Origin of the sequence: Streptomyces sp. MNU76, assembly GCF_020982545.1 — a bacterium.
Lineage (GTDB): Bacteria > Actinomycetota > Actinomycetes > Streptomycetales > Streptomycetaceae > Streptomyces.
Genome location: NZ_JAJKLK010000007.1, coordinates 439,319 through 464,077 on the forward strand (window position 1 = coordinate 439,319; position 24,759 = coordinate 464,077).

A 24,759-nucleotide genomic window follows, 5' to 3' on the forward strand; every position below is an offset into this window, starting at 1 on the left:
TCGAGCCGAGGAGGGGTCATGGGCTGGCTGTACGCGGAGGGCGAGAACGAGAGCGAAGGCGGCAACCACGAGGGATGGGTGGTGGCCGTGCTGTCGGACGGAACGGACGCCGAGCAGGACACGTTCGACGACGCCGAAGAGACATGGAAGCGGCGCGTGAACTGGGCGTGGTCCTACAAATACGACGGCAAGGAGGGGCGACGGAAGGCGCAGGGCCTGCGCGTCATCTGCTACTGCGGGTGGCGGGGAGCCCGTCGCCCGGTCGACTTCGCCGACCCCGACGCATGCGACGTACAGCTGAGGCAGGAGTGGGAACGGCATTGCGAGATCAGCATGTCCCGCATGCTGACGCAACGTCTGCAGCGGCTCACCAGCGACCTGGCCGTTGCCTTCGACGAGTTGACCGGCACCTTCAACAACGACAGCGAGCCCGCGCGTCCTCTTCTCGCCGCCTACGCGGCCACCTCTCTGCTGATGGACGTCGAGGCGTGGCAGAGGGACGCCGTGCGCGCGGCCAGGAAGGGCGGCTTCTCCTGGGACGAGATCTCCGGCCCGCTCATGATGAGCAAGCAGAGCGCACACGAGAAGTTTGCCAAGCACATGGAGGCGGACACGGAAGAGACGCCGTGAACGGACGCTGCCCGACTCCCGTCTGACCCGAGCACCGCATGCTGATGCCCCGGCCCGCGACAGCGGGACCGGGGCATCAGCATCAGCAGTCCGAGGTGAAGCGTGCGGCTCTCAGCGAGTACGCGTGTCCGTGTAGGACTTGATCCGTTCGCCGTCGTGGCCCATCAGCACCGCCAACTGCTGGCCCGCCCACAGGGCGAGGGTCAGGGCTACTTCTCGCGCGTCCTCCACCTCCTGGCCCTCGCGCAGGTACAGCAGATAGGGCGCCGCGATCCGGAGAAGGCGCGCCTGTGAGCCAGGCCCGGCCGGGCGGGCGGCGAAGTCCTCGGCAACCACCGACATGATCTCCACCGTGGTGGGGCCGGCCGGGTGCGCGTGCTGCTGGGCCTGGCTCACCTGGTCACCGTGGTCACGCAGCCAGTTGTCGAGCCGGTCCCGGTCCTGGCCGAGTTGCTGGTACACGTAGGCGATCAGTTCGCATGCCAGCCATTCGGTCAGCAGCAGCGAGTCCTCCCGCAGACAGTCGGCGGCGTGCCAGCACTTCAGCGCGGCGGTCAGGGAGTTGTACATCTCCCAGTTGGCGAGCGGCTGGCCTTCCCCGTCATGGTGAGCGGCCACATCGAGCGCGGTCGCCCGGATCAGCGAGAAGGCAGTGTCGCGCGGCTCGGGTCGGATGGTGGTCTCAGGCATCGCTGCCCTCCTGTACTGCAGTGGTGGGGGTGAAGACGTCCGGGCGGCCCGCCATGTAGGTCACGACCGCGTCCGGTACCTCGCGGCTGGGGACCGGGCCGACGACGGAGGCGGGTTCCAGTGCCTCTTGATCCGCCAGGAGCTGCGCCAGAGCCTCGCCCGCCCCGGCCGGGCCCGTCACCGCCACTCGTACCGCGTACGCGCCCCTGGGGCCCTGCGAGGGCGTCTGGCGGACGCCGTGGCTAGTGCCGGGACGGCCCGCGTCGCCCGCGTCGACGGTGTCCGCCATGCGCCGCAGGCACAGCCAGAGCCGATCGGCCGTGCCCGGAGACCACGGCGTGCGCAGTGCGCCGGTGGCCGGGTCCAACTCGCCGCGCCACTGCGCGTATCGACCGGCTACCGAGTTGTCCCAGGTACGCCGGGAGGAGTGCCATGTGATCGGCGACTGTGACGGCGCGGACCCCAACTGGACGGGGTGACCGAGCTCGCCCAACCTCGCGATGACGTCTCCCAGCGGGCCCCAGACCGCGCGCCGTCGTCCCTTGAAGGCCTTCTCCAACTTCCGCCTGCCGTCCTCCGGCGTCAGCGCGTCGGCCGGGGCGCCCTGCGTACGAGGTCCGGCCAGCCGGACCAGCACGTTCAGCAGCTTCTTCCCGTTCTCGTCCACGGCGTGCACCCGGGCCGCCAGCGGTGGCCTCTTGCGGCCGGACGGCGTGGGCTCGGCTTCCATTACCTCCACCCACACCACCGCCAGCGGACCGCCCTCGAGGAGACCGCGCGCCCAGGCCGCGTTCTCCGCCCGGCGCTCGCGCAGCTCGATCTGGTAGTCGACGACCGTCGCGATCCGCCAGCACATCGGGCACAGGTAGCGGCCGCGCCGCTCCGACAGCGGTAGCTGGCAGTTCGCCCCGCAGTCCGTGCACACCCGGACCGTCGCCGACCGGCGCGCTTCCGCGGCCGCCAGCTGCCCGCCGGTGGCCTTCGTCGGCCGTGACTCCTTCACGGCGTACAGCGCGATCTCGGTCTCCTTGTCGCGGAAGTCGCGGCCGGCCACGTAGCCGCGGACCGGGCCGACCGGCTCGCGGGGGAGGTCGGCCCGGCTCAACTGGGTCTTGGAGGCCAGGGACCACGGGACCTTATTCCAGCGGGCGTACCAGACCGGCACCTGCGGTTTCTGCTCCGGCATCAGCTGCTGCTCCGTCACGCTGCGTCTCCTCTACGGGGGTTGGGTGGCGCCCTCGGCATCGCCGTCTCCTAGAGGGACGGTAGCCGTTCGACACCCACCACGCAAGCACGCGCAGGGCTCTGACCAGTGCTTTTCTAGTTTGCAAACTTGGCTCGGAGGGCGGCCGCGGCATCGATCCCGCGATCCAACCCGCCCCGCCACACATCACCAACCGTGGTCACCTCGCTCGCAAGCCGGGCGTACTCCCTCAGCGGGTCCGGCAAGTCGTCCAGGTCGTCATAGAACCGGGCTGGCACCATCCCCGGGTGCCGGTCTCGCCACGCCAGCAGCGCCTCGATCGACTTCGCCGACGTGTGCCAGCACGCCGCGTACACCTTCCGCGCCAGCGGCTGAGGTAGCCGCAGCGGCACCGACTTGGGGTAGCCGCCATCCCGTGACCCGGGCCACCGCCCTGGGTCCATCGCCTCTCCCGGAACCGGCGGCCACCGCCGGTCCCACCAGCCGCGGGCCCTCAACTCCAGCTCGATGCCGTGTATGGCGAGCACATCGACCGTGTCGAGCAGCTCGCCGGCCTTCCGCAGCCGCTCCATCTCACCCCGCCGCGCGGCCCGCACCTTCTTCGCATCTTGACGACTCAGGCCTGCCACACTCCACCGATCGTCGCTCTCAAGCTCCGCCCGGTACTTCTTCTGCGCCTTCAGCTCTTCCGTCAGGCGCTCCCGCGTCTCCAGACGGACCTTCGCGGTGGCCTGATGCTTGCCCAGCTTCTCCATGCGTTCATCATGGCATTCCTAGTTTGCAAACCGGCGCGAAGCGACGCGGGGAGGGGGTGCGTCTCAACCCGGACCCGCCCCGAATGTCCACCCGTCGCGTCGGCGCAACGCGCCGACGATCACTCCTCACCCGAACTCGCCCCGGCGCCGCCGGCACCCTCCACCAGCACGACAGCGGCCCGTCGGCCGCGGACCTTCAGCCGACCGACCCCACGCGGTGGGGCGTGATCGTCTGCGGAAGGTGTGGAGAGGAGGCCGGGGCCCGGATCCCGGCCTCCGTGCTGTCGGCTGCTGATCGCCCCGCGGCAAACCGGCCCGTCAACTCACACCACAAGGCCGCCAATAATGAGTGAGATTTTCAAAAAACATAGTGACTTTACCAACCGGCTGAGTGGATTCTGTTATCATGCTGGGGAGTTGAGGATTTTAGGAGGGTGAGTGAGTCCGTCGCCGCAGGAAGAGCGGGCGATCAGCGCGACCGCAGCGCGGAACAGCCTGTACTCGCTGGTGAAGCTCGTCGAAGAGGAGGGGCGCACCACGGTGATCACCAAGCACAAGGTGCGCGCTCTGCTTGCTCCGCTGGACCGGTTCCCGGCAGCCCGGAAGACAGATGCCTTCCCGGCCCACGTGCTGAGCTCGGCACAGAAGGACCTCGGTGACCTCGTGACGCTGGCAGCGCAGGGCAAACCGCAGGTCCTCCTTCGCAACACCACGCCGGTCGCGGTACTGCTCCCCGCCGACCCCGCCTCAAGTGCCCTCTCATCCGACACGGCCGCGCACCCCGGCGCGGCGACCGCAGGAGGTGCGGTGAACAGCCAAGGCAACCAGGACCGCAGCAGCGCGCCGCGCAGGCTTGCCACGCTGGGCGACGCCATCGGTTCCGTACTCACCGACGGCCCGGCCGGCGGAGCCCTGTTCGGGCTGCCCGGCCTGGACGCCGCGACGGGCGGTCTGCAGCCGGGCCGGCTGACGCTCGTGGCAGCCGCCCCGAACGTCGGCGGGAGCCTGCTGGGTCTTGCCGCCGCACGGCAGACCGCGCTCGTCGACCGCCACACGGTCCTCTACGCGGCGTCCGGACCCAACAGGGACGACATCTTCCGCCGGATCATCTCCGCCGAGACCGGGGGCGACTACCCGCGCCTGAAGCAGGGCCGCCTCACCGCGCAGGAGCAGCAGGTCGCCCGGCAGCTGGTCCAGGCGGGAGACCTGCTGATGATCGATGACGGCACCAACCTGAGGGCCGAGGACATCGCGGAAACCGCGCCGCACATGGAGGGCCTGGCCCTCGTGGTCGTGGACCGCCTCCAGGCCGCCCACAGCGCCCGCCTCCCGCTGTCCGGAGAGCGTCTCCCCGATGCCTCCCAGGTCCTGGCCGGCCTCGCCCGCACCCTTCACGTACCGGTCCTCGCCGTCGTGGACAGCGACGACCCCACGCTCCTGGCACTCCTGGACGCCGACGTCGTCGTGACGCTCACCGCGACCGCCGACCTGGGCAACGTCCAAGTGACGGTCACCGAACGCGACTTCGGCACGATCGGCTCGGCATACCTGCAGCCCGACCTGATCCACGCACGCTTCCTCGACGCTGGAACCGGACCCATCGACCGCGCCCACAGCCCGGCGGGCCCAGGGCTCTCGCCTGCCACTGGCGGAACGGGAACGGCGGCGCTGGAACTCGCCGAAGCCGCCCTTCCCTACACATCCGGCGGACAGCAGGGGATTCCAGCCGCCCTCACCCACGAGCTCGCGGCATGGCGGACCGCAGTCGCGGGCGGCGACCAGGAGGCCCTGAAGGAGATCCTGCCGTCGCTACTCCAGGCCGCCGCCACGGTAGCGGCGATGCCAGACACTCATGAGGGGCACCGCCTCGCCGCCGCGCTGCGGCCCTACGGCACGCCCGCGCCCGCCGACACCGCCGCAAGCGCCGGTCAGGCCGCTGTGGCCAGTGCCCCTGTCCACGTCCCGGCGGACAGCGGACAGGCCCAGGGCGACGGAGCGGAGGACGAGGAAGACGGCGGAGACTGGCTGAAGCCGGGCGACGAGGAGGACGAGCCCGAGGGGCACGTCTTCCCCGCCCTGAAGATCCTCAAGGACGCGGTCAGCCGCTCGAAGATGCACCCGATCCCTGTCATCCGCAAGGAGGAGCGCGACAGCGGCCCGTGGCCGCTGATCAGCGAGCACATGGACGGCGAGCCCCGCTGGGTCCACCCAGACATCACCGCCACCCGTGTTCCCTACATCCGGGCGAACGGAAAGCGCGTCCGGCGCGACCAGATCGACGTGCCCGACTCGTTCGGCGAGGGCGTACTGTGCCTGATCGACCGCAACGGCAGCTTCCCCTCAGCCTGTTCAGGCGTCCCCCTCGCCCCGAACAAGCTCCTGCACACCGGCCCGCTCGACGCGTACGACAAGACGAAGGCCGGTATCTATCTCATCGGCATCCCGGAGTGGACCCGCACGGACATGCCGCACCCCCTGGGGCGGATCATCGACCGTCCCGACGAGGACGGCCGGGTGTGGGTCACCACCCCCCACGTCAAGCAGTTGGAGAAGCTCGTCCGGGAGAAGCACCTCGGCGCCATGCCGACCATCTACGACTCCTGGACCGGGAAGTACAACGAGTCCCTCTTCAAGCCCTTCTACGAGGCCACCCGCAAGGCACGGACCGAGCTCGTCCAGGTCGGCGGAGACCCCTACAAGGCGTACAAGACCCGGCTGTCCATCGCGCTGCGTCTGCTGTGGCCCAAGCGCCCCTCCCAGCGGTCCCCGTTCTGGCGGCCGGACTGGCGCATGAGTATGGTCGCGGAGGCGTCCGTCCGTCACTGGAGCGTGGCCTTCAGGGCGGTCGAGGAAGGCCACCGGCTCCTCGCGCTGCGCAACGTCGACGCGGCCGTCTTCTGGGCGCCGGACGGCACCGCGCCGTCCACGTACCGCATCGGGACCGGCTTCGGCGAAGTGAAGGCCAAGTTCGTCCCGGCCGGCGAGATGATTCCCGAGGGTGATGACTGATGGCCGGCCCCACCGGCCGCGGCGGCTCCCTGGGTGCCGCCCTCAACGACCTCCTGCGCTCCCAGGTCACCCCCCGCCACCGGCTGTCGTCGTACAACGCCAAACACTGGCACGCCCAGCTCAGTCAGCTCACCGCGACCCACCGCGGCCAGCAGGCCCTCGCGGACGCCGGGCTCCACGTCACGACCAAGACCCTCATCAACTGGTTGTCCGACGCGGAGTACAACGTCCGCCGCAGCTACCTGGACATCATCCACACCGCGTACGAGAACGTCGCGATCGTCCCCGCTGAACCGCTCCCCGACCACATCACGGAGGGCCAGTACGAGATCAGCGGCGTCGTCAAAACCGGGGACGACGTACGTACGCGCGGCACCCCGGACGCCAACCCCCTGCGCATCGACGGCAGCCGGGGCAACTGGGACGCAATCGAAGAACTCTGGCTCGCCGGCGAGCTCACCGACGACGAGTTCGAGGACCACTTCATCGACGACGTCATCGTCGAGGACATCGGCGAAGGCACCGACGGCTGGGAGTTCCCCGGCGCCTCGTACTCCATCGAAGTCAGATAACAGCACGCGGTGAGTTCATGAGGAGACAGAGGAGACAGGCGAGCGCCGCTGCCAGGCGGCGGTCACCAGCCCATTCTCTTCTGGGCCACACGCCAATCGAGGCTCGGTAGATCCCCTGCTTGACGTCAGCGGCAGTTCAGGGGCTGCGCTCGCGGGCCGTCCGGCCGTCCGAGCGACGCTGTCCATGATGCCTTCACGCCTAGGTACCCGTCGTGCAGTGGGACGAAGTTGGAGCCAACTCTCAGTTACGGGAGTCTGGTTCCAGGCGGTCGGCACGCCACTGCACGGGTCTGTACGCCAACAGCCCGAGCTGTACGGACTGCCCGAATCCCGATCGCGCCCCGGGGTAGAACACCGAACCGCTCCGCTGTCCCCGGATTCGCCATGTCATCAGCAAGGGCGCCGGCCGTCGTGGCCGCCGCCTCCTGAGTTCAGGAGGGCTTATGCCCCAGAAGAACGCCGAGCCGCAAAACCCGGCGGCTCCCGCCCGCTTCGGTATGCCCCAGGCCCTGGTGGTCCTAGGCTTCGTCGCGGCCTCTGTCGTGCTGCGCCTGGTCGCGGGCATGAGTTTGCGCGACTCCGTCACGCTGCTGGCCGCCGCCGGCGCGGTCGGCGTCGCAGTGCTGCTCGCCGTCGGCTTCCCTCGCGGCGGGGGGAAACACGGTCTGCTGCGGCGCCTGTTGGACGCCGCACTGACGCCCGGTTCTGGCAATTGACGGGGGTGATGATGGCGCGTCCGGAAACGCCGGTTGACCACACCGTGCCCGCCCTGGGCATGCTCGCCGAGCACATGCGGCGACTGCGACATGAGGCGGGCCTTTCGTACGGCGAACTCGCCGTACGAAGCAATTGCTCGGCCGCCCACCTCAAGCGAGCGGCCAGCGGCAGGACCCTGCCTGCCCGCCCCGTGATGCTCGCGTACGTAGGGGGATGCACGGGGGAATCCAGGCCTCCCCTGATTGTCGCCGTTCCGTGAACCGTGACCCCCTATCGGTCGATGAAAAGTGACCCCTTCCGTGATCAAGTGATCAGTCTGGCTCCATGGGAGTCAGGTGGAAGAGGTGATCGGTGTGGAGGACTGGGCTGAGATCCGGCGGCTCCACCGTGCGGAGGGCATGTCGATCAAGGGGATCGCGCGGCATCTGGGGATCGCCCGGAACACCGTGCGGCGGGCTGTGGCCAGCGACGATCCGCCGAAGTACCGGCGGGCGCCGAAGGGCTCGATCGTGGATGCGGTGGAACCGGCGATCCGCGAGTTGCTGGCGGAGTACCCGCGGATGCCCGCCACGGTGATCGCCGAGCGGATCGGGTGGGAACGGTCGTTGTCGGTGCTGAAGCGACGGGTGCGGGAACTGCGGCCGGTCTATCTGCCGGCGGATCCGGTCTCCCGGACGGCGTATCAGCCCGGCGAGCTGGCCCAGTGTGATCTGTGGTTCCCGCCGGTGGACATCCCGCTGGGTTTCGGGCAGACCGGGCGCCCGCCGGTGCTGGTGATGGTGGCCGGGTACTCGCGGGTGATCACCGCGCGGATGCTGCCGTCGAGGCAGGCCGCCGATCTCGTGAGCGGGCACTGGGACCTGCTGTCCGGCTGGGATGCGGTGCCCCGGGCACTGGTCTGGGACAACGAGGCGGCCATCGGACGCCGCCGCGAGGGGCGGGTCGTGCTCGGTCATGAGTTCGCCGCGCTGGCCGGGCTGCTGGCCTGCAAGGTGATCCTGTGCCGGCCCCGCGACCCGGAGGCCAAGGGGCTGGTGGAGCGGGCCAACGGCTATCTGGAGACGTCGTTCCTGCCTGGCAGGGTGTTCGCCTCCCCGGGCGACTTCAACATGCAGCTGGGCTCGTGGCTTGAGGTCGCCAACAGGCGGGTGCACCGCACCCTGGATGCCCGTCCGGCCGAGCGGTGGGAGGCCGACCGGGCCGCGATGCTGCCGCTGCCGCCGACCGCGCCGCCGCGCTGGTGGCAGACCTCGGTGCGGATCGGCCGGGACCACTACATCCGCCTGGACACCTGCGACTACTCCGTCCACCCGGCTGCCATCGGAAGGATCGTGCGGATCGAGGCAGACACCGAAACAGTGCGGGCCCATCTGGACGGCCGCCTGGTCGCCGAGCATGCGCGCTGCTGGGCCCGCCACCAGACGCTGACCGATCCGGACCACGCCGATGCCGCCACGGCGATGCGCAGCCAGTACCGCCAGAGAGGTGCCGGTGCCGCTGCCGCTGCAATCGAGGTGGCACAGCCGGATCTGCCGGCCTATGACCGCCTCTTCCAGCTGATCGAGGGCGGCGCAGGAGAGGAGTGAAGCCATGGCCACCCGCACTACTACATCGAGGGACGTTACCGCTGAACTGGCCTTCCTCAGCCGTGCGTTGAAGGCACCGGCCCTGCTGGACGCTGCCGACCGGCTCGCCGAACGCGCCACCGCCGAGTCCTGGACACATCAGGAGTATCTGGCCGCCTGCCTGCAGCGCGAGGTCGCCGCCCGCGAGGCCCACGGCGGTGAGGGCCGCATCCGCGCGGCCCGTTTCCCCGCCCGCAAGACGCTGGAGGAGTTCGACTTCACCCACCTGCGCGGGCTCAAACGGGAGGCGGTGACCCACCTGGGCACCCTGGACTTCATCACCGGCAAGGAAAACGTGGTCTTCCTCGGCCCGCCCGGCACCGGCAAGACCCACCTGGCCATCGCCCTGGGCATACGCGCCTGCCAGGCCGGACACCGCGTCGCCTTCGCCACCGCCTCCCAGTGGGTCGACCGCCTGGCCGCCGCCCACACCACCGGCAAGCTCCAGGACGAACTCCTGCGGCTCGCACGCGTCCCCGTTCTGGTGATCGACGAGGTCGGCTACATCCCGTTCGAACCGGAAGCAGCGAACCTGTTCTTCCAGCTCATCTCCGGCCGCTACGAACGCGCCTCCGTCATCGTGACCAGCAACAAGCCCTTCGGACGCTGGGGAGAGGTCTTCGGCGACGACACCGTCGCCGCCGCCATGATCGACCGCCTCGTCCACCACGCCGATGTGCTCTCCTTGAAGGGAGACTCCTACCGGCTCAAGGACCGCGACATCGGCCGCACACCGAGCGCGGCAACCGGGTGAACAACTGCACACACGGGGTCAAAAGTCACCGACCCCAAAGGGGTCCAGGTTCGGAGACCGCCGACACCTGATCACCGAGCTCTACTACAGGGAAGCTGTGAGTGGGCGGTTCGTGAGTCTTTGAGCGGATCTGCTGTCGCCTGATGGTGTGGCGGCAGGGCGGAATCTGCCGGTCCGCGGCTGTTGATCTGGTGGTGTGACCGGGTGAGTGAACGCAAGCCGTACCCGAGTGACTTATCGGACGAGCAATGGTCGTTGATCGAACCGGTGATCACCGCGTGGAAGGCCCGGCACCGCTCGGTCAGCGGCCACCAGGGCAAGTACGCGATGCGGGAGATCGTGAACGCGATCCTCTACCAGGGCCGGACCGGCTGCCAGTGGGCCTATCTCCCGCACGACCTGCCGCAGAAGAGCGCGACGTACTACTACTTCGCCGCCTGGCGGGACGACGGAACCGACCAGGTCATCCACGAACTCCTGCGCTGCCAGGTCCGGGAGAGTGCCCGCCGATTAGAGGACCCGACCCTGGTGGTCCTGGACACCCAGAGTGTCCACGTGGCCGCCGGGGTCCCCGCCTCCACAACCGGCCACGACCCGGCCAAGCGGGTGCCGGGCCGCAAGCGGGCCTGGCCGTGGACGTCCTCGGCCTGGTCATCGCAGTCGTCGTCCTCGCCGCGAACGCCCACGACAACGCCGCGGGCAGCATCCTGCTGGACCAGGTCGCCGAACACGCCGGCGGAAGTGTCCGCAAGGCCCTGGTCGACCAGGGCTTCAAGAACCAGGTCGTCGCGCACGGCGCCGGCCTGGGGATCGACGTCGAGATCGTCGAACGCGACCCGCAGGTCAAAGGGTTCGTGCCGCAGCCGAAGCGGTGGAGGGTCGAGCAGACCTACGGGATCCTGATACTGCACCGGCGCCTGGTCCGTGACTACGAGCACCGCCCCTCCTCCTCCGCCTCCCGCGTCTACTGGGCGATGACCCACGTCATGACCCGACGCCTCACCGGCGCGAACGCCCCCACCTGGCGCGAGGCGCAGGCGGCGGCAGCGTGAACATCCAGCCCCTGCTCGACGCCCTGGGCCTCCAGGAAGACGCCGCCCGGGCCCACGCGGACGACCTCCGCGCACAGATCGACGACCTACAGACCCGGTTGCGGGAGGCCGAGACGCACCTGGAGCACCTCGCGATCACCCGCACGACCGTCACCGCCCTCGCCGACCGGCTCCCCGCATCGCCGCCGGACCTGCCCGAGCACCCGGACTACCCCCGCATCCTCGCCGCGTTCAACCACACGACCGGACCGCTACGGGCCAAGGACGTCTGCGAAGCCCTCGGCCACGAACTGCTGCCGAAGCACGTCGAAGGCACCCGCGCCAAGCTGAAACGCCTGGTCAGACTCGGCATCCTCACCGAGGCCGACACCGGCAACTTCGCCAGAAAGCAATAGCCGACGGAACCTCCACCAGCGACCTCGCACCAACCTCAGCCGGAAACAGACATCAGCTCACGAACCGCCCACTGAGAGCTGTCGCGCAGGCCAAGCGGGACTTCCGCCGGTCCAGTGTCCGGCCCAACCTGCAGCGCGTCGGAGACGTCGCCAGTCTCAGCCACGCCCTGCGCGACGCCTGGGCACAAGGGGGCCGCCCGGAGTCGCGGACGATGGCGCTGGCCTCACGGTGGTTGCCGCGCAGCACCGCCAATGCCATTACCACCGGCCGCGTCCCCCGAGACCTCCGGCAGTACGTCGCATTCCTGCAAGCCTGCGGGATCGACGACGAGTCTCTGGCGCCTTGGTTCCGCGCCTGGTTCAAGGTCTTCAGTCGGCCGTCCGCCCGGGACGCGGCGAACACACTGGAAACCTTGGAGGCGAGCTACGACACTCTGTATACCTACCTCGTCGTGTACCTGGAAGAGACGTCGCCTCCTGAGAAAGACCGGCAACACCTGGTGGGCATGGTGCAAAAGTACGCTTGGGAATCCGACTGGACGGTGGCTCCCCCCGACGTCGCCCGGCTCATCGGGCCGCCCCACACACACCCAGGCCCTGAGCGGGCACCGGTCGTCAGCTATTACCAAGCGGCGGAACCATCACGGGTCATAGGCTCACGGACCAGAGCCGGTCAGTAACGCAAACGCGCAGACCACGCTCGGGACCGAGGGGGAATCAGCACGGTGGAGCAGGAACGCGAGCTGTTGGTCGAGTACGGCCAGTGGCGAAGGAACGACACCGCCTCGGCCGAGGACCAGTTGCAGCAGCTGGCCGACATCGTGTCTACGCTGTTGTCGAGGTCCGTCCCTGCGGACTCCATGCACCTGACCGCGCTCGGTGACACAGGCGCGCTGGCGATGGCATACGAGTTCGAGGGCAGGGACTTCCTCATTGTCCTTGCCCGGCGCCAGGAACCGGCGTGGGGCAGCGTGCTCGTGCACACCATGGGAGCGGCGCGTGGCGCCTCGTGGGCAGTGCTGCACTGGCCCGAGGAACAGCCGGACGAAGAACTCGTTCACAAGATCGGTGACCGTGGCGCAGTCCTCGACCGAACCCATCTGGAAGCGGCGGTCGCCGGGTTGTCTCCGCTGGCCGCCCTGGTGCGCACAGCCCTGCGCCGACGGAAGCCGCATGCGCCGTTGGCCGAGTTGCTCGGCGTCGGCGCCCCCGCGCCGCAGCCTCTGGATCTGACGCCGCCGGCTCGCCTGATGTCCCCCGTGCAGGTGGAGTCCAAGACGTGGGCGGGGGTGACCGCCGAGGTGTTGCTCGTCGGACGGGCTCAGTCTGCGCACCCCACCGGTCTGGCGTGTCTGCCCGACGAGCATCTGTTGATCACCTGCCCCGACGGGCTGCTGGAGGTTGATGCGGGCAGCGGTCAGGCTCGCTGGCGCCTGCTCCTGCCTGGGTGCCACGGAGGTGCTCTGGTGTGCGGGGACGGCGCCACGCTGGTGATGTGCGGCTCCGCGCTGGTGCGCTGGCATGAAGGACACCTGCGGGTTGTCGCCGGAGCATTCGAAGAGGGTGCGGTGCTTTTGCCCGGACCAGACGACGAACCGTGGATATTGACCGGATACGGTGCCACCCTCGGCGCCGGTGAGGGGACCCTCGCACTGACCCGTGCCGGGGAAACGGTCGGCGACCAGCTGCGCTACCCGATCACCTTCAACGCCGCAGTGCGCTCGGCTCTCTGGCTGGACGGCCGCCAGTTCTTCCTCGCCGCGCAGGGGAACAGCGCCGTGGTGGATCTGGCGCGCACGACGGACGCCGGACAGCGCAAGGACTGCGTTGAGACCCCCGTGCACTACCCGGCACACGTGTCAATCCCCTCGTTTCGTAGAGACCTCTTCTATGCGGCCTGGCACCTCTGGCCGCTCTGGTTGCGTGCTTCGATGATGATCCGTTCGAACTCTTCCGGCGGCAGGCCGCCGGCCGCGCTGTGCCTGCGCCTGGGGTTGTAGAACCCGGTGATCCAGGTCGCGATCCTCAGCCGCGCCTCGGTGCGGGTCGCGAAGCGATGCCGGTGGATGTACTCCACCTTGATCAGCGAGTTGAACGACTCCGCGGCGGCGTTGTCCAGCGCCGACCCCACCCGCCCCATGGACTGCACCACGCCCAACCGGTCGCACAGGCCGTTGTACGCCTCGGACGTATATTCCGCCCCGCGATCGCTGTGAAAGATCGTCCCGTCCCTGCGACCGCCCCGCGTCGCTGCGGCCATCTGCAAGGACGCGCCGACCAGGGCCGCATCGTGGTGCTCGCCCATCGCGTACCCGAGGCAGCGGCGCGAGAACGCGTCCAGGACCGTGGCCAGGTAGACCTTGCCCTCAGCGGTCTCGATCTCCGTCATGTCGCCGTACCACAGCACATCCGGCGCCACCGCTTCGAACCGGCGGTGCACCAGGTCAGGGGCGGCCTTCCGCTTGCCCTGCCGGGTCAACGACCGCCGCCGCGGGGGCTTGCGACCCTGGAGCCCGAGCTCGGCCATGATCTTGGCGACCGTGTTCTCCGAGACCTGCCAGCCCTCCGCCCACAGATCGAGCGTGATCCTCGGCGAGCCGTAGGTCCGGCCCGACTCCCGGAAGAAGTACACGATCCTCTCCTCCAGCCTCGCGCGTCTGACCTCGCGGTTCGTCGGTTCGTCCGGCCGGCGGCGCCATTTGTAGAACCACGCCTCGCTCACCCCGGCCACCCGGCAGGCCACCCGGTGCGGGACGCCGTACTCGGCCCTCTGGTTACCGATGAAGGCGACCAGCGCCTCCGGAGCGTTCTCGGTCACTTCACCCAGAGGACCATGCATCGCTTGAGGACATCACGCTCCATCTCCAGCTCCCGGATGCGCTTGTTCTTCTCGCTCATCTCACGCCGCAGCCGCTCCAGTTCCACGCGCTCGGCCTCGCGCACCCGCCCGCTGGCCGCGGTCTGCGCGGGCCGGTCCGACGACGCCGTTCCGTTACGGCGCCAGCGCGAGACCCAGCTGTGGAGGGTGCCGGGGTTGATGCCGAGTTCCTCGGCTACCTCCGGGACCGGCTTCCCAGTCTCGATCACGATGCGAACGGCGCCCTCACGGAACTCGGCGTCGTACGGCTGTTTCTTGGACCCCATGAACCCCAACTTCCCCTGCAATCACGGGCTCCACGCTATGAGGGGAGGGCCACACGTGCTGCGCGCCGGCATCGGAAGCGTGCTGAGCGCATCACCCGACCGAAGTGAAGGCGGCATCGCCGTACACCGCACCGACATTCCCAGCCGCACGAGCGAGCCCCTGGTACGCATGCGGCTCGCAGAGGTATTCGGCCTCACCCAGACCCCTGACCGCGGGCCCGCCTACCTGCTTACCTCGCTGCCCTCGAACGACATCGACAACCCCGCCCCGGTCCTGGTACGCATCACCGGCCACCGCCCCGAGGATCAGGCCTCCACGCCCGAGCCCGCGTCGACGCCGGAGGTTAGCCGCTACGACGTGGTGAGCCGGTCGGCCCGCGGCGAGCGCGACGACTACAGCCTGGGCCGGCGCCCTCTGGCCCCGCCTGGCGGGCAGGGGGAGGTCTTCCCGGCCACCCACAAACAATCGGGCACGATCGTAGCCTTCAAACGGCGGAAGGGCATGTTCAGACAGCGAGGCATCCGGCGTATGCATCGCGAAGTGGAGATCGCCCAGCGGCTGGGTTCCAACCCCCACGTCATGCCCGTACTCGACTTCGATCCCGGCTATGAGTGGTTCGTCATGCCGAAGGCCGAGGACAACGTCAAGGACAGACGTATCAAGCTGCAGGAGCCGGGCCAACTGCGAGCCATGGTGGAGGCCGTTGCCGTCGGCCTGGCCGACGCGCACCAGCACGACTGGATCCACCGGGATATCACCCCTGGCAACATCCTGCTGTTGGACGGGCGTTGGGTGGTCGCGGACTGGGGGATCGTGCGCCGCCCCCGCGGACAGACGAGTACTGCTGGCCTGTTGACCACCACAGGCATCGGCACCGAAGGCTTCGCGGCGCCGGAACAGTTCATCGACGGTCACGATGTGACTCCCGCCAGCGACATCTACAGCCTCGGCCAGCTCATCGGCTGGATTCTCACCGGGACCTGGCCCCAGACCAACAGGCCCCTCCTTCCCCCGCCGGGCCCGTGGTACGGCGTCGTACGCCAGGCCACCCAGTTCGATCCCGCCCGCCGGCCCCAGGACATGACGGCCTTCCTCAACCTGGTCGAACGCGAGACAGGGGCCGCCAGCGAACTGCCCATTGTGCGCGCTCAGCGCCTGCTGAAGGCAGCCGACAAGAAGAACGACACTGCTGCGGCCGCGCAACTGCTCGCCCTTGCCGCCGATCAGCCCGGCTCCGATGAGTTGTACCTGGACGTGATCACCAGACTGAAGGTGGCGACCGCCAGGAAGGCGATGCTCGACAACCCCACGCAGGCGGCCGCCGTGGTCCAGGCGCTCGCTGAACATGCCGCAGCCGACGACTGGCCCAGCTGGGAAGAGGCCGACCGGGCCGTGTGGTGGCTGCTCGATGTCGCCCGCCTGGCAGCGCGCGACAAGCAGTGGGCTCTGCTCGACACAGCCGTTCAGGGCATGTGTGAATGGGACAGCCGCCACGACCGGTGGAAACCACGAGACGACATCAAGGACTGGATGCGCGAGCTCACCGGGAACGCCGCGAGCATCACCGCCACCGCACTGCGTGCTCAACCAGACGGAGCCCGCCTCCTCGTCGAACTTGCCGACGACCGGCGAGTCAACCAGGCCATCCGAGGCGCTGTCTACAGCCCTTGAGCGGTCAGTGCAAGGGCATGATCAACCACATCACGGTCATTACGGCCCGGCCGCCCGATCTTCGCCGACGGACCCGTTGTCCGGGCGCGTTGGCGATCAGAGGCGAGACGGGTAGCCCCTCCAACTGGTCCACATGGAGACGGGCGTCCATTTCATCCGCGCCCTCGTGTTCCCAAGGTGCTGACGGCCGCCCCGGCTCCCGTCAGATGAGCCGGGAGAGCCGCCTCCTAGGTGCGGGCCCTGCGTGGCTGCGGCCGGGCCCACTGACGTACGGCAACGATGGCACGGCTCCCGCCGACGGCTCCACGCTGATGCCCGCGGGCCGAAGGCTTCTCCGACCTCGTGTTCAACCTCGTCCGCGCGGTGTGAGGCCGGGCGGGGAGGGGGGACTGAAGGGAGCCTCGGGTTCCTGGGCGCGGGCCCAGCCGTGGGCGTGCATGGTCTCGCTCTCCCAGTCCTCGAACAGTTGGGGGAGCGACTTCGGGTCGCGGTCGGCGTCGCGGTGCCAGCGGATGAAGGCACGGGCTGCGGGGCGGTGAACGTCGCAGGCGGCGCAAAGCTCCATCCACACACCGGTCCCGAGCGGGCCGTGCCAGTGCAGCAGGAGATCGCTCCCGCAGCGGGAACAGGGCCGAGCCTGCGGTTGTTCGTCATCGCGATCAGCAGGGCACATGCGGGCCAGTTCTTTGTCACTGACGTCGTCGAGGCTCCCGTTGAGGTTACCGATCCGGCTGAAAGACCCGTCCGGACGTACCACGTATCGCCAGGTGAAGGACATACAGTCCCCTTCCCGTGGAGCAAGAAGCGAACAGTCACGATCTGCCCCATTCGCAACCTAAGTCAAGGGCGGAGACACGTGAATAGGGATCGACCAGAGTGCAGGGCCCTGGCAGCACACGAGCCGGGCGCTGCCTGACCGACCGCAGAGACCCCCCGGGCCGCCACCCGACCGGAGGGTTTTCTCATGCCTGCCGCACCACCCTTCGCGCGCGCGTAACCTGTGGCCATGCCGAAGGAGACGCCGGAAGCGAAGCGGGCCCGGAAGGCCGCGGCGAAGACTGCGGCCCGCGAGCGTGCAGCCCACATCATGGCGAGCTTGGTGCAGCCGCCCCGTCCGCAGCCGAGGCGCTCGCCGTCGGTCAGGGTGGTGCAGGCGCAGCCCGAGAAGCCTGCGCGGGCGCTGATCCCGCCGAGGGACACACCGCTGCCCGAACGCGACCGCGAGCAGTACGCCGACAATGCCTTCGCGGCATGGGTCAAGCCAGGCGCGTAGGTCATCCCTGACGCGCGCGAGGTACTCATCCCAGTGACACCCGATACCGTCACGTGGAACCGAACACTAGGGGGAACGGATGCGTGGCAAGTTGCTGTGGGCCGTGGGATTGGCCGCAGTAGGCGCTGTCGGGAAGCTGGCCGTAAACGCACGGCCGCGAGTCGCCGCAGTCGAGGCCGAGCAGGAGGCTGCCCAGTACCCGGCGCCGAAGACGATCTACCGGGTGACGTGGAGGCAAGAAGGTGTGGAGCACGTCGAGGACTTCGTTGACATCGACAACGGTTATGAGTTCTACCAATGGATGCTGCGGCGCGCCTCCAAAGTGACGTGGAAGCACATCGCGGTGTGATCCCAGTGAATCGGACACCCTCGTTCTCGTCTCCGCAGGCACCCCTTGGATGACACCACCAGGAGGAGCTGGTGTCATACCCGCAACTGCTCACCCCCGGTGAGAAGCTCGCCGACGCGAAGAAGCTGTTGAGCCTCCCGCGTATCGTCGCGATCTGCGGCTCCACCCGTTTCATGACCGAGATGGCCGAGGCCGATCTGCGGGAGACCACAGCCGGAAAGATTATCGTCAAGCCGGGTTGCAACATGAAGTCGCCGTTGGAATCGATCATCTAGGTTGTGTCGCCGAAGAACCCTCTCACCGATCCGGAACGTCCTTGCAGAGGCATTGATCAACCACATCACGAGTCATTACGGTGTGTGAGTGGATGATGACGAGGGGGATCGCTTCTCCGACGCGATTCGGCTTCTGCTGCTCATCGCGGCGGTGTCCGATCCGTTGAACGAGGCCGAGCAGCAGGCCGCGCCGAAGGATGCGGTGGCTGTGCTGCGCGCTGAGGGCCGGCTGCAGAAGCTCGACTTCTGGCTGCGTAACCCGGACTACCTGGCAGATGAGCTTCTCAACGACTACGAGCGCGAGAAGGAAGCCATCAACCTGGAGTTGGCCGGCAGCATCCTGGATTCGGACGAGCCGGAGATCTGCGCCATCCCGATGCTGCGCTACCTGTTCGGGGCGTTCGAGTACATCGACCTGGCGATGAGCATCCTGGCCGTCCCGCGGCTGGTGGTGGTCGTGCCGAGGCGCACCGCCAAGCGGGTGCTGCAGGACAACTACTACCTCACGGCCAAGGGCCGCGATCTCGCCGAACGGGCAACGGAGCAGTTCCCGGTCCTGGCCTGGTACACCGAGCGCGCCCGCCTCGTCCGGGCGCTGGCCGAGGCCACAGGGCACTCCGCCCTGGCGCTGCGCAAACGGCAGTACTTGCAGCGCGACTACGCCGAGACCCCGCTGAACGAGTTCATCCCGTCGATTGCCGACCGGGCCCGCGCGCGCCTGGCCCGGCTGCGCGCCGAAGCAGAGCAGGGGGACGCCGCGTGACCACAGAGCCTTTGCCCGTGCCGTCCGACGGCGAGCTGTATGAGCAGATCGCCGCCCGTGTGCCGTCCGCTGACGTGAAGAGGGTCCGTGAGGCCCTGTATGCCCACGGCATTCAGCTGACCAGGCCGCTGCCCGCGCGACGGCAACTGGTCGTGCACCGGCTGTACTGCGAGGGCATCAAGACCGATACGGACGACAACGACGGCCCCTTCACCGTCGACATGACGCTGGGGCCGGGGCCGTGGGCGATCGCCAGCACCCTGAACAATGCCGGCAAGTCGAGCCTTCTGTGGGCGCTGAGCTACGCCCTGCGCGGGGACGGCTTCGAAGCCTTCCGCCGGTCGGAGACAGTGGACTGGTTCTCCTACGTCCGCGCGGATATCGAGGTCGCCGGCGTCGCCGCCTCCATCCGCCTGACCTTCGACAAACCCGAGCGCCCCAGCTGCCGGCTCCTGAGCGCCGACACCCTCGAGCACCTCACAGCCCTCGACGGCTCCCAGGAGACCGGTCCCGGCGTACGCGTGGCGGCCACTGCGGAGCCCGGCGGCGTCAAGGAGCTCATCGACCGTTTCATGCTCGATCGCTTGGGCCTTCGACCACTGTCCCTGTGGGCGGCCGAGGCCAGCGCCCCGAAGGACGCCGACGGCAACCGCGACAGCGCAGAGCAAGTGCACGGCTGGGCAAGCTACTTCTATGCCATCGCGCTGAACGCAGGAAACTCCAGCATCCTGCTGGGCCCCACGTCGTACAACCAACTCCCCGTGAAGCTGATGCAGCTCTTCCTCGACGTCCCCTACGCGTCCGAGCTGACCCAGATCAACACGGCCCGCAAGAAGGACACCCAGGAGAGCAACCGCGTTCAGCGCCGGGCACGCGAGGACGCCAAAGCCCGCGAGCAGCAGACCGAGCCGCTGCGCCAGGCGCTCAGGGCTGCCCAGGAGAAGGTAGCGGCCCTGGAAGCAGGCCAGCCTGACCTGACGGGCCTGCTCGCCGACGTCGATGCCGCCGCACGACGGCTCGCCCACGACCAGGCGGCTCTCCAGGAGGCTGAAGAAAGCCACGACCTCGCGCGCAAGGCCCGTCTCAAGGACGAACGAGCCGTCCGCCGGGCCCAGCAAAGCCGTGCGGCCCAAGCCCTTCTGGGAGCGCTTGAGCCGGAGGCCTGCCCGCGCTGCGACCACGAGATCGACGACGCCCGGCGTACCGCGGAAGAGAGCGAACACCGGTGCTCGGTGTGCGCGAGCCCCCTGCCGGAGGTGGAGGACGACCCAGAGGCGCGGGCAGCGCTGCTCAGCCGACTGGAGGATCGGGTGAACGCCTCCCGCACGGCTGAAGACACAGCCCGGCTGGCTGTCGAGACGGCTGTCGCCGCCTGCGACAACAGCCGTGGCGCCTACGACCTGGTGAACGCCCGCCTTACCGCGGCACGCTCCGGCAACTGGTACACCCGACTCGAATCCGCCCGGGAGGACGTCTACCAGCTGCGCGGCGCTCTGGCAGTCGCCACCGGCAACGGGACCGGACTGCCGGAGGTGGTCGGCGACTACGTCACCGCAACGACGAGCCCGTCGGACACCGAGAACGACTCCGACGACAGCGACGCCATCTTGGAGGCGGCCGCCGAGGCGTTGTCGGAGGTGGTCACCGACCACAGCAAGGCCCTGTTCACCGACCTGAACGACGAGATCGTCGCCATCGCCCACGACCTGGGCGTGGCCAACCTGACCAGCGTCGACCTCAACCTTGCGGGACACCTCAACGCCCGCAAGACCGGCAAAAAGCACCCCTTCAAAGCATTCAGCCCTACCGACCGCCTGCGCATGCGTATCGCGGCCATCGTCGGCATGATCAAAGTCGGACGCAAACGGGGCATCATGTCCCACCCCGCTCTGCTGCTCATCGACGCGCCCACAGCCGAGGAGCTCTCCCACGAGAACGCGCGCCAGTGCATCAAGACCCTCTACGAGACCGCGGCAGACGACCCCGGCATCCAGATCGTAATCACGTCGATCGACGACGCGGTTTGGGAGTTCTACCCCGAGGACCGTACCGTGACCGGTCCTGACAAACGCCATCTCTTCTAGGAAGGCCACCAGGACTAACCAGCAACGACGAGGGAGGCGGAGGGCATCGTGCACGTCATCGACGAGCGCCTGGCCCAGTGGGCCGCGCACGCCTCCCGCCCCCAACTGCGCGCCGGCCCAACAGTGGAGGACCTCGGAGGCTTCGACGCCGTTCTCGCCGCCGCGGACCACCTCGCCCAGGGCCCTTTCCTGCGCCACCTCATCCAGGCGACCGCGCATCACTTCGACGCCTTCGGCACGGAAGCGTGCAAGCCGCTGTACGATGCCGTCCTCGATGGCCTGCGGACCAACAACAACCACGCGGCCTTGGCCAGCGCCACCGACGCCCTCGCCAGCCGCCCGGCCCTGGCACGTGAACTCGGCACTCCACTGACACGCGTCCTGCTTGCCCGCCTCCAGCAAGCCCAGGACGCCGGTGACGACCTCGCTGCGGCCCTCATCGGGGTGGAAGCTGCGGACTGTCTCGTCCAGCTCACCTTGGCCGGCGTCACCAAGGCCGCACGTCTCCTCGGTGCCATGGACGAAGCAACCGAGGACCCAGCTGCACTTCCCGAGGCCATGGCCACCCGCCTGCCCCGCCTCCTCGGCGTCCTCGACGCCCACCATCCCGGCGCCGGCCTCCGCGAAGCCCTCGAACGCTGCCTGATGCTCGACCACACCTGCCGGGACGCCGCCTTCGAGCTCGCCCTCGGCGACCTGCGCCAGGCTCTGGAACAAGATCAGTACACGCCCATGGCTGAGCAACTCCGCAAAACCCAGGACCGGCTGGCCGAACTGATCGCCCTCGACCCCGACCGCCTGGACGCTCAGCTCTACCACGCCGCCATCGAAGCCGTCCTCGGCCTGTCCGCCCCCGACGCCCCCGCACGCGTCCACAGCGCCGCATCCACCCTGCGCGACACCCTCCACCTCTATCGGGACTATCGCTACCGCACCCGCACCCCGGCCTGGGCACGGCCACGCCAGGACGACGTAATCGCCTGGTCGGAACTCACCGTCCTGCTCGACGGCGCCGCCGCGCACCTCGCACACGGTGACCCCTGGTACGAACGCGGCCACGGCATCCTCACCGCACTGCTCCGCGCGTACACCGCGCAGAACACGGTCGCCGTCCTCACAGACACCCCAGCGGCCGCCGCCGTGGAGACCCTGGTAGCGCCCGTCATCGAGGACGCCTTCCTCCAGAACGAGCACCGGCAGCGTTTCCTCCAGCACGCGCTGACCCATGACGAGGAACTCCGCAACGATCCCGCGGCTCAGCGACTCCACGCCGCTCTCCTCCAACGCACCACGATCAGCGAGAACTCCACCGATCAGCGGGCGGGTGATCGGGGAAAAGCGCGACGCTGGCAGCGGCTGGCACACCAACTCGAGGACGACTTCGCCGCGTTCGTTGACCAGACGCCGGAGCACGTCCTCGACCGCCTGGAGCTCGGCCTGCGCACCCACGACGACGTCCTCGCGGCGATCGCCGATCCCAAGTACGGCCGCCTCCGGGCAGGACTCCTCAGCCGACTCAAAGGCTCGCGCGACTGGCTTCCGGGCATCGCCGACGAGTTCACTGCTCTCCTGGAAACCACGATCCGCTACGTCTACCTCTGCTACGACATCGGCCGGAAGATGGGCGGCTCCTACACCGAGTACCTCCGCAAACGGGATAAAGACGGCAAGAAGCAGAAAGTAGACGAAGCCCTATTCCACCAGCACTACCGGGAAGTGCTGCAGTTCTCAGCGCTATTCGGCGTCATCAACTCAGAAGTGATCGACAAGGCAGGCGGAAGAACCGACATTCTCGTCTCCTTCGGTGCCGTGCAATTCAACGTTGAATGCAAGATCGAAGAAGACGACGCCAGCGAAACCGCACTACGCCAATACGTCGCCCAAGCCACCGAATATCAAAACGCGAACGCTGGTTTCGCCATCCTGCTCGCCCTGGACAAGACCGTCGACGCCGAAGGCGCCGCCAACCTTTTCGATAGTATTTGGATCGAACCCGTCCAACGTCCTGGCGAATCCCAACCATGCCTCGTCGTCATCATCCGCATTCCAGGAGGCCGCGAGAACCCCAACCTGCTGCGCCCTGCCCCAGCTCCATAGCCGCGCAGCGCCCACCGGCAGCACTCCCACGGTGAGTGGAGCTGCCGATGACCTCAGAGGCCTATCTCACGCTGCTGCCGTCGTCTCCCGAAGCGGGACAACACGGCCGGCGGGCATACTGGAGAGACGCACTTTCGCGTACAGGTGCGGTGATGCCCCGGCGGTACGGCCGGGGCATCACTGCGTCTGAGAGCGATCAGGCGACCGCGTGGAGGCCGCCCTTGCCGGGCTTGGGCGGGCGCTTGGCGTAGCCCGGGACCTTGATCGGGGGAGGACCGCCGACGGCGAGCTGCTGGGTCATCTCTTTCTCCAGCTCGTGTTGCGACTCGTAGCCGGCCACGGCCGGGTTGAGCGCGTAGCGGTGGCCGCGGCCGCCGCCGGAGCGCAGCACGATGCCGCGTTCGACCAGCAGTCCCATGGCGCGGCTCATGGAGGCCTGGCCCACGCCGAGGATCTCGTCGATCTCAGATTGCTTCATGCCCACGGAGCCCCCGGGGTCCTGGTGCGCGACCATCACCGAGAGGACGTCGATCGCCGTGGGGGTGAGCTGCAGCTGGTGCAGCATGCCCAGCAAGTCCGTGGTGGTCATCATGGCGAGGGGATCCCTTCGGTCAGCCGAGCTCGGTTCGGGAGAACAACGTGAGCTCGGGTGCGAGTTCGTCGGGGAACTTGGAGTCGAGGACGAGTGCTCGCAGCTCGGCGAGGAAGTCGTGCTGCTCCTGGCCGTTTCCGTTATACGCGACGCGAGGGTTGAGCTGGTAGGAGGACCTCTTGACCTTGCGGATGAGGTTCTTCTCGCAGAGCGCGTCGAGGGCGTGGCCGATGCTGGTCCGCTTCACGCCGAGCTCGGCTGCGATCTCAGCGTGTGTGCACTCGATCTTGCCCTTCTTCTGCCTGCCGATCATGTTCGACAGCACGGCGGCCTGCAGCTTGCTGATGATGTTGTGCATCAGGCAGTACGGCAGGACGCGCCGCAAGAAGTAGTTGCTGACGAGGGAGTAGCCGGCCTCGCCGAGCATGTCGTGAGGAGGGCGCCGGTAGACGACCGTTTTGACCTCGTGGACGGGGCCCTTCCCGAACTGCTCCGCAATCCGGCGCGCGAGATCGGTGCCACCATCCTTCTCAACAGGCCTTACAGGCTTGGGCGGTTGAGGTCGAGGGCTCGCGCGCCATGCGCGCAGACCCTCTGCCGCTGCGTCCATGTAGATGATCCTTTCCCGTACAGGTGCTGCGCACTGTACGGCAAAAGTTGCGACCATCCGCATGTTACACGCAGGAGAGTTGCTACTCATCGCAAGTTTGTGTCGGCGGTCGCAGACATCGGCGCAGAGCCTGGTCTACGCGCCCCCGTGCGATGGCATGTCCGCACGCGCGGCTAGCTGCCGGCGGGGCGTCCGTATGTAACTCGCCGGGTAGTGATCCGGCGAGGGAAGCCTTCTTGAGATCGGCGCTGCGGACCGCTGAGCCTGCAGGGCAATACTTGCGTCTATTCGCATGTCTCATCGGAGAGTTGTGCATAGACGCATGTTTCTAAGCTGAGTGTGGGTACGGACCGACATCCAAGCACACCTAATGTCGGTGGCCGCCGACATTAGGTTTCACAAAACCGCAGGTCAGAGGCCACTTTTCCCGAGCGCCTCTTAATTAAAGATGAGCCTCCGCCACAACTCCCTTCCCCTGCCTCCTGCCCCCTGCCCCT

Annotated in this window: 24 protein-coding genes and 2 pseudogenes; 18 read left to right on the forward strand and 8 right to left on the reverse strand. The window is 68.2% G+C overall.

Annotation, left to right across the window (positions count from 1 at the left end; all coding sequences use genetic code 11):
- Window positions 1-18 precede the first annotated feature (18 nt).
- Window positions 19-630: a hypothetical protein gene (locus E4N62_RS20055; RefSeq protein ID WP_230216242.1), complete on the forward strand. Its 612-nt coding sequence runs from the start codon at window positions 19-21 to the stop codon at window positions 628-630.
- A 111-nt stretch (window positions 631-741) separates the two neighbouring features.
- On the opposite strand, the gene E4N62_RS20060 is transcribed toward E4N62_RS20055, so the two are convergent.
- The 3 genes from E4N62_RS20060 to E4N62_RS20070 all read right to left on the reverse strand — a co-directional run bounded on the left by E4N62_RS20060 (window position 742) and on the right by E4N62_RS20070 (window position 3,279).
- A complete protein-coding gene (locus E4N62_RS20060) occupies window positions 742-1,320 on the reverse strand; it encodes a hypothetical protein (RefSeq protein WP_230216244.1) in 579 nt (192 codons plus the stop codon).
- Complete coding sequence (locus E4N62_RS20065) at window positions 1,313-2,524, reverse strand: hypothetical protein (protein WP_230216246.1); 1,212 nt, start codon at window positions 2,522-2,524, stop codon at window positions 1,313-1,315. Before E4N62_RS20065 ends, E4N62_RS20060 begins: the two co-directional genes overlap by 8 nt.
- Window positions 2,525-2,640: 116 nt before the next feature.
- Window positions 2,641-3,279 carry a hypothetical protein gene (locus tag E4N62_RS20070; protein ID WP_230216248.1) on the reverse strand — a complete coding sequence of 213 codons (639 nt, stop codon included), beginning with the start codon at window positions 3,277-3,279 and terminating at the stop codon, window positions 2,641-2,643.
- Window positions 3,280-3,717: 438 nt separating this feature from the next.
- Here E4N62_RS20070 and E4N62_RS20075 point away from each other — a divergent pair, with 438 nt between their 5' ends.
- From E4N62_RS20075 to E4N62_RS20115, 10 genes and pseudogenes are all read left to right on the forward strand, one after another.
- Complete coding sequence (locus E4N62_RS20075) at window positions 3,718-6,288, forward strand: DnaB-like helicase C-terminal domain-containing protein (RefSeq protein WP_230216250.1); 2,571 nt, start codon at window positions 3,718-3,720, stop codon at window positions 6,286-6,288.
- Window positions 6,288-6,860 (forward strand): hypothetical protein, encoded by a 573-nt coding sequence (locus E4N62_RS20080; RefSeq protein WP_230216252.1) that lies wholly within the window; start codon window positions 6,288-6,290, stop codon window positions 6,858-6,860. The genes E4N62_RS20075 and E4N62_RS20080 overlap by 1 nt, the downstream gene beginning before the upstream one ends.
- Window positions 6,861-7,303: 443 nt before the next feature.
- Window positions 7,304-7,576 carry a hypothetical protein gene (locus tag E4N62_RS20085; RefSeq protein WP_230216254.1) on the forward strand — a complete coding sequence of 91 codons (273 nt, stop codon included), beginning with the start codon at window positions 7,304-7,306 and terminating at the stop codon, window positions 7,574-7,576.
- Between the two features lie 74 nt (window positions 7,577-7,650).
- Complete coding sequence (locus E4N62_RS49515) at window positions 7,651-7,836, forward strand: helix-turn-helix domain-containing protein (RefSeq protein WP_374117024.1); 186 nt, start codon at window positions 7,651-7,653, stop codon at window positions 7,834-7,836.
- Between the two features lie 85 nt (window positions 7,837-7,921).
- Window positions 7,922-9,163 carry an IS21 family transposase gene (gene istA, locus E4N62_RS20090; RefSeq protein ID WP_230216338.1) on the forward strand — a complete coding sequence of 414 codons (1,242 nt, stop codon included), beginning with the start codon at window positions 7,922-7,924 and terminating at the stop codon, window positions 9,161-9,163.
- A gap of 4 nt (window positions 9,164-9,167) precedes the next feature.
- Window positions 9,168-9,956 carry an IS21-like element helper ATPase IstB gene (gene istB, locus E4N62_RS20095; RefSeq protein WP_230216258.1) on the forward strand — a complete coding sequence of 263 codons (789 nt, stop codon included), beginning with the start codon at window positions 9,168-9,170 and terminating at the stop codon, window positions 9,954-9,956.
- A gap of 204 nt (window positions 9,957-10,160) precedes the next feature.
- A pseudogene (locus E4N62_RS20100) lies at window positions 10,161-11,008 on the forward strand (IS5 family transposase).
- Window positions 11,005-11,403 carry a hypothetical protein gene (locus E4N62_RS20105; protein ID WP_230213572.1) on the forward strand — a complete coding sequence of 133 codons (399 nt, stop codon included), beginning with the start codon at window positions 11,005-11,007 and terminating at the stop codon, window positions 11,401-11,403. Before E4N62_RS20100 ends, E4N62_RS20105 begins: the two are co-directional and overlap by 4 nt.
- A gap of 212 nt (window positions 11,404-11,615) precedes the next feature.
- Window positions 11,616-12,083 carry a hypothetical protein gene (locus tag E4N62_RS20110; RefSeq protein WP_230216260.1) on the forward strand — a complete coding sequence of 156 codons (468 nt, stop codon included), beginning with the start codon at window positions 11,616-11,618 and terminating at the stop codon, window positions 12,081-12,083.
- A 45-nt stretch (window positions 12,084-12,128) separates the two neighbouring features.
- Complete coding sequence (locus tag E4N62_RS20115) at window positions 12,129-13,403, forward strand: hypothetical protein (RefSeq protein ID WP_230216262.1); 1,275 nt, start codon at window positions 12,129-12,131, stop codon at window positions 13,401-13,403.
- Here E4N62_RS20115 and E4N62_RS20120 read toward each other — a convergent pair.
- The gene (locus E4N62_RS20120) at window positions 13,292-14,221 is read right to left on the reverse strand and encodes an IS3 family transposase (RefSeq protein WP_230216265.1); all 930 of its coding nucleotides are present in this window, start codon (window positions 14,219-14,221) and stop codon (window positions 13,292-13,294) included. The genes E4N62_RS20115 and E4N62_RS20120 overlap by 112 nt on opposite strands.
- Window positions 14,218-14,547: a transposase gene (locus E4N62_RS20125; protein WP_230216267.1), complete on the reverse strand. Its 330-nt coding sequence runs from the start codon at window positions 14,545-14,547 to the stop codon at window positions 14,218-14,220. Before E4N62_RS20125 ends, E4N62_RS20120 begins: the two co-directional genes overlap by 4 nt.
- A 55-nt stretch (window positions 14,548-14,602) precedes the next feature.
- Between E4N62_RS20125 and E4N62_RS20130 the strand changes: the two genes are divergently transcribed.
- The gene (locus E4N62_RS20130) at window positions 14,603-16,219 is read left to right on the forward strand and encodes a serine/threonine-protein kinase (RefSeq protein WP_230216269.1); all 1,617 of its coding nucleotides are present in this window, start codon (window positions 14,603-14,605) and stop codon (window positions 16,217-16,219) included.
- Between the two features lie 346 nt (window positions 16,220-16,565).
- Here E4N62_RS20130 and E4N62_RS20135 read toward each other — a convergent pair whose 3' ends face one another.
- Complete coding sequence (locus E4N62_RS20135; RefSeq protein WP_308185299.1) at window positions 16,566-16,997, reverse strand: DUF6300 family protein; 432 nt, start codon at window positions 16,995-16,997, stop codon at window positions 16,566-16,568.
- A gap of 228 nt (window positions 16,998-17,225) precedes the next feature.
- Here E4N62_RS20135 and E4N62_RS20140 point away from each other — a divergent pair, with 228 nt between their 5' ends.
- From E4N62_RS20140 to E4N62_RS20165, 6 genes and pseudogenes are all read left to right on the forward strand, one after another.
- Entirely contained in the window at window positions 17,226-17,492 is a 267-nt protein-coding gene (locus tag E4N62_RS20140) for a hypothetical protein (RefSeq protein WP_230216272.1), read from the forward strand.
- 79 nt (window positions 17,493-17,571) lie between these two features.
- Window positions 17,572-17,841 (forward strand): hypothetical protein, encoded by a 270-nt coding sequence (locus tag E4N62_RS20145; protein WP_230216274.1) that lies wholly within the window; start codon window positions 17,572-17,574, stop codon window positions 17,839-17,841.
- Window positions 17,842-17,912: 71 nt separating this feature from the next.
- Window positions 17,913-18,098, forward strand: a pseudogene (locus E4N62_RS20150) (hypothetical protein); the annotation flags it as partial.
- 106 nt (window positions 18,099-18,204) lie between these two features.
- Window positions 18,205-18,879: a hypothetical protein gene (locus E4N62_RS20155; RefSeq protein ID WP_230216276.1), complete on the forward strand. Its 675-nt coding sequence runs from the start codon at window positions 18,205-18,207 to the stop codon at window positions 18,877-18,879.
- Window positions 18,876-20,963: an ATP-binding protein gene (locus tag E4N62_RS20160; RefSeq protein WP_230216278.1), complete on the forward strand. Its 2,088-nt coding sequence runs from the start codon at window positions 18,876-18,878 to the stop codon at window positions 20,961-20,963. The genes E4N62_RS20155 and E4N62_RS20160 overlap by 4 nt, the downstream gene beginning before the upstream one ends.
- 123 nt (window positions 20,964-21,086) lie before the next feature.
- Complete coding sequence (locus E4N62_RS20165; protein ID WP_230216280.1) at window positions 21,087-23,060, forward strand: hypothetical protein; 1,974 nt, start codon at window positions 21,087-21,089, stop codon at window positions 23,058-23,060.
- A gap of 196 nt (window positions 23,061-23,256) precedes the next feature.
- Here E4N62_RS20165 and E4N62_RS20170 read toward each other — a convergent pair whose 3' ends face one another.
- The gene (locus E4N62_RS20170; RefSeq protein ID WP_230216282.1) at window positions 23,257-23,652 is read right to left on the reverse strand and encodes a winged helix-turn-helix domain-containing protein; all 396 of its coding nucleotides are present in this window, start codon (window positions 23,650-23,652) and stop codon (window positions 23,257-23,259) included.
- A gap of 19 nt (window positions 23,653-23,671) precedes the next feature.
- Entirely contained in the window at window positions 23,672-24,262 is a 591-nt protein-coding gene (locus E4N62_RS20175) for a replication/maintenance protein RepL (RefSeq protein WP_230216284.1), read from the reverse strand.
- Window positions 24,263-24,759: the final 497 nt, after the last annotated feature.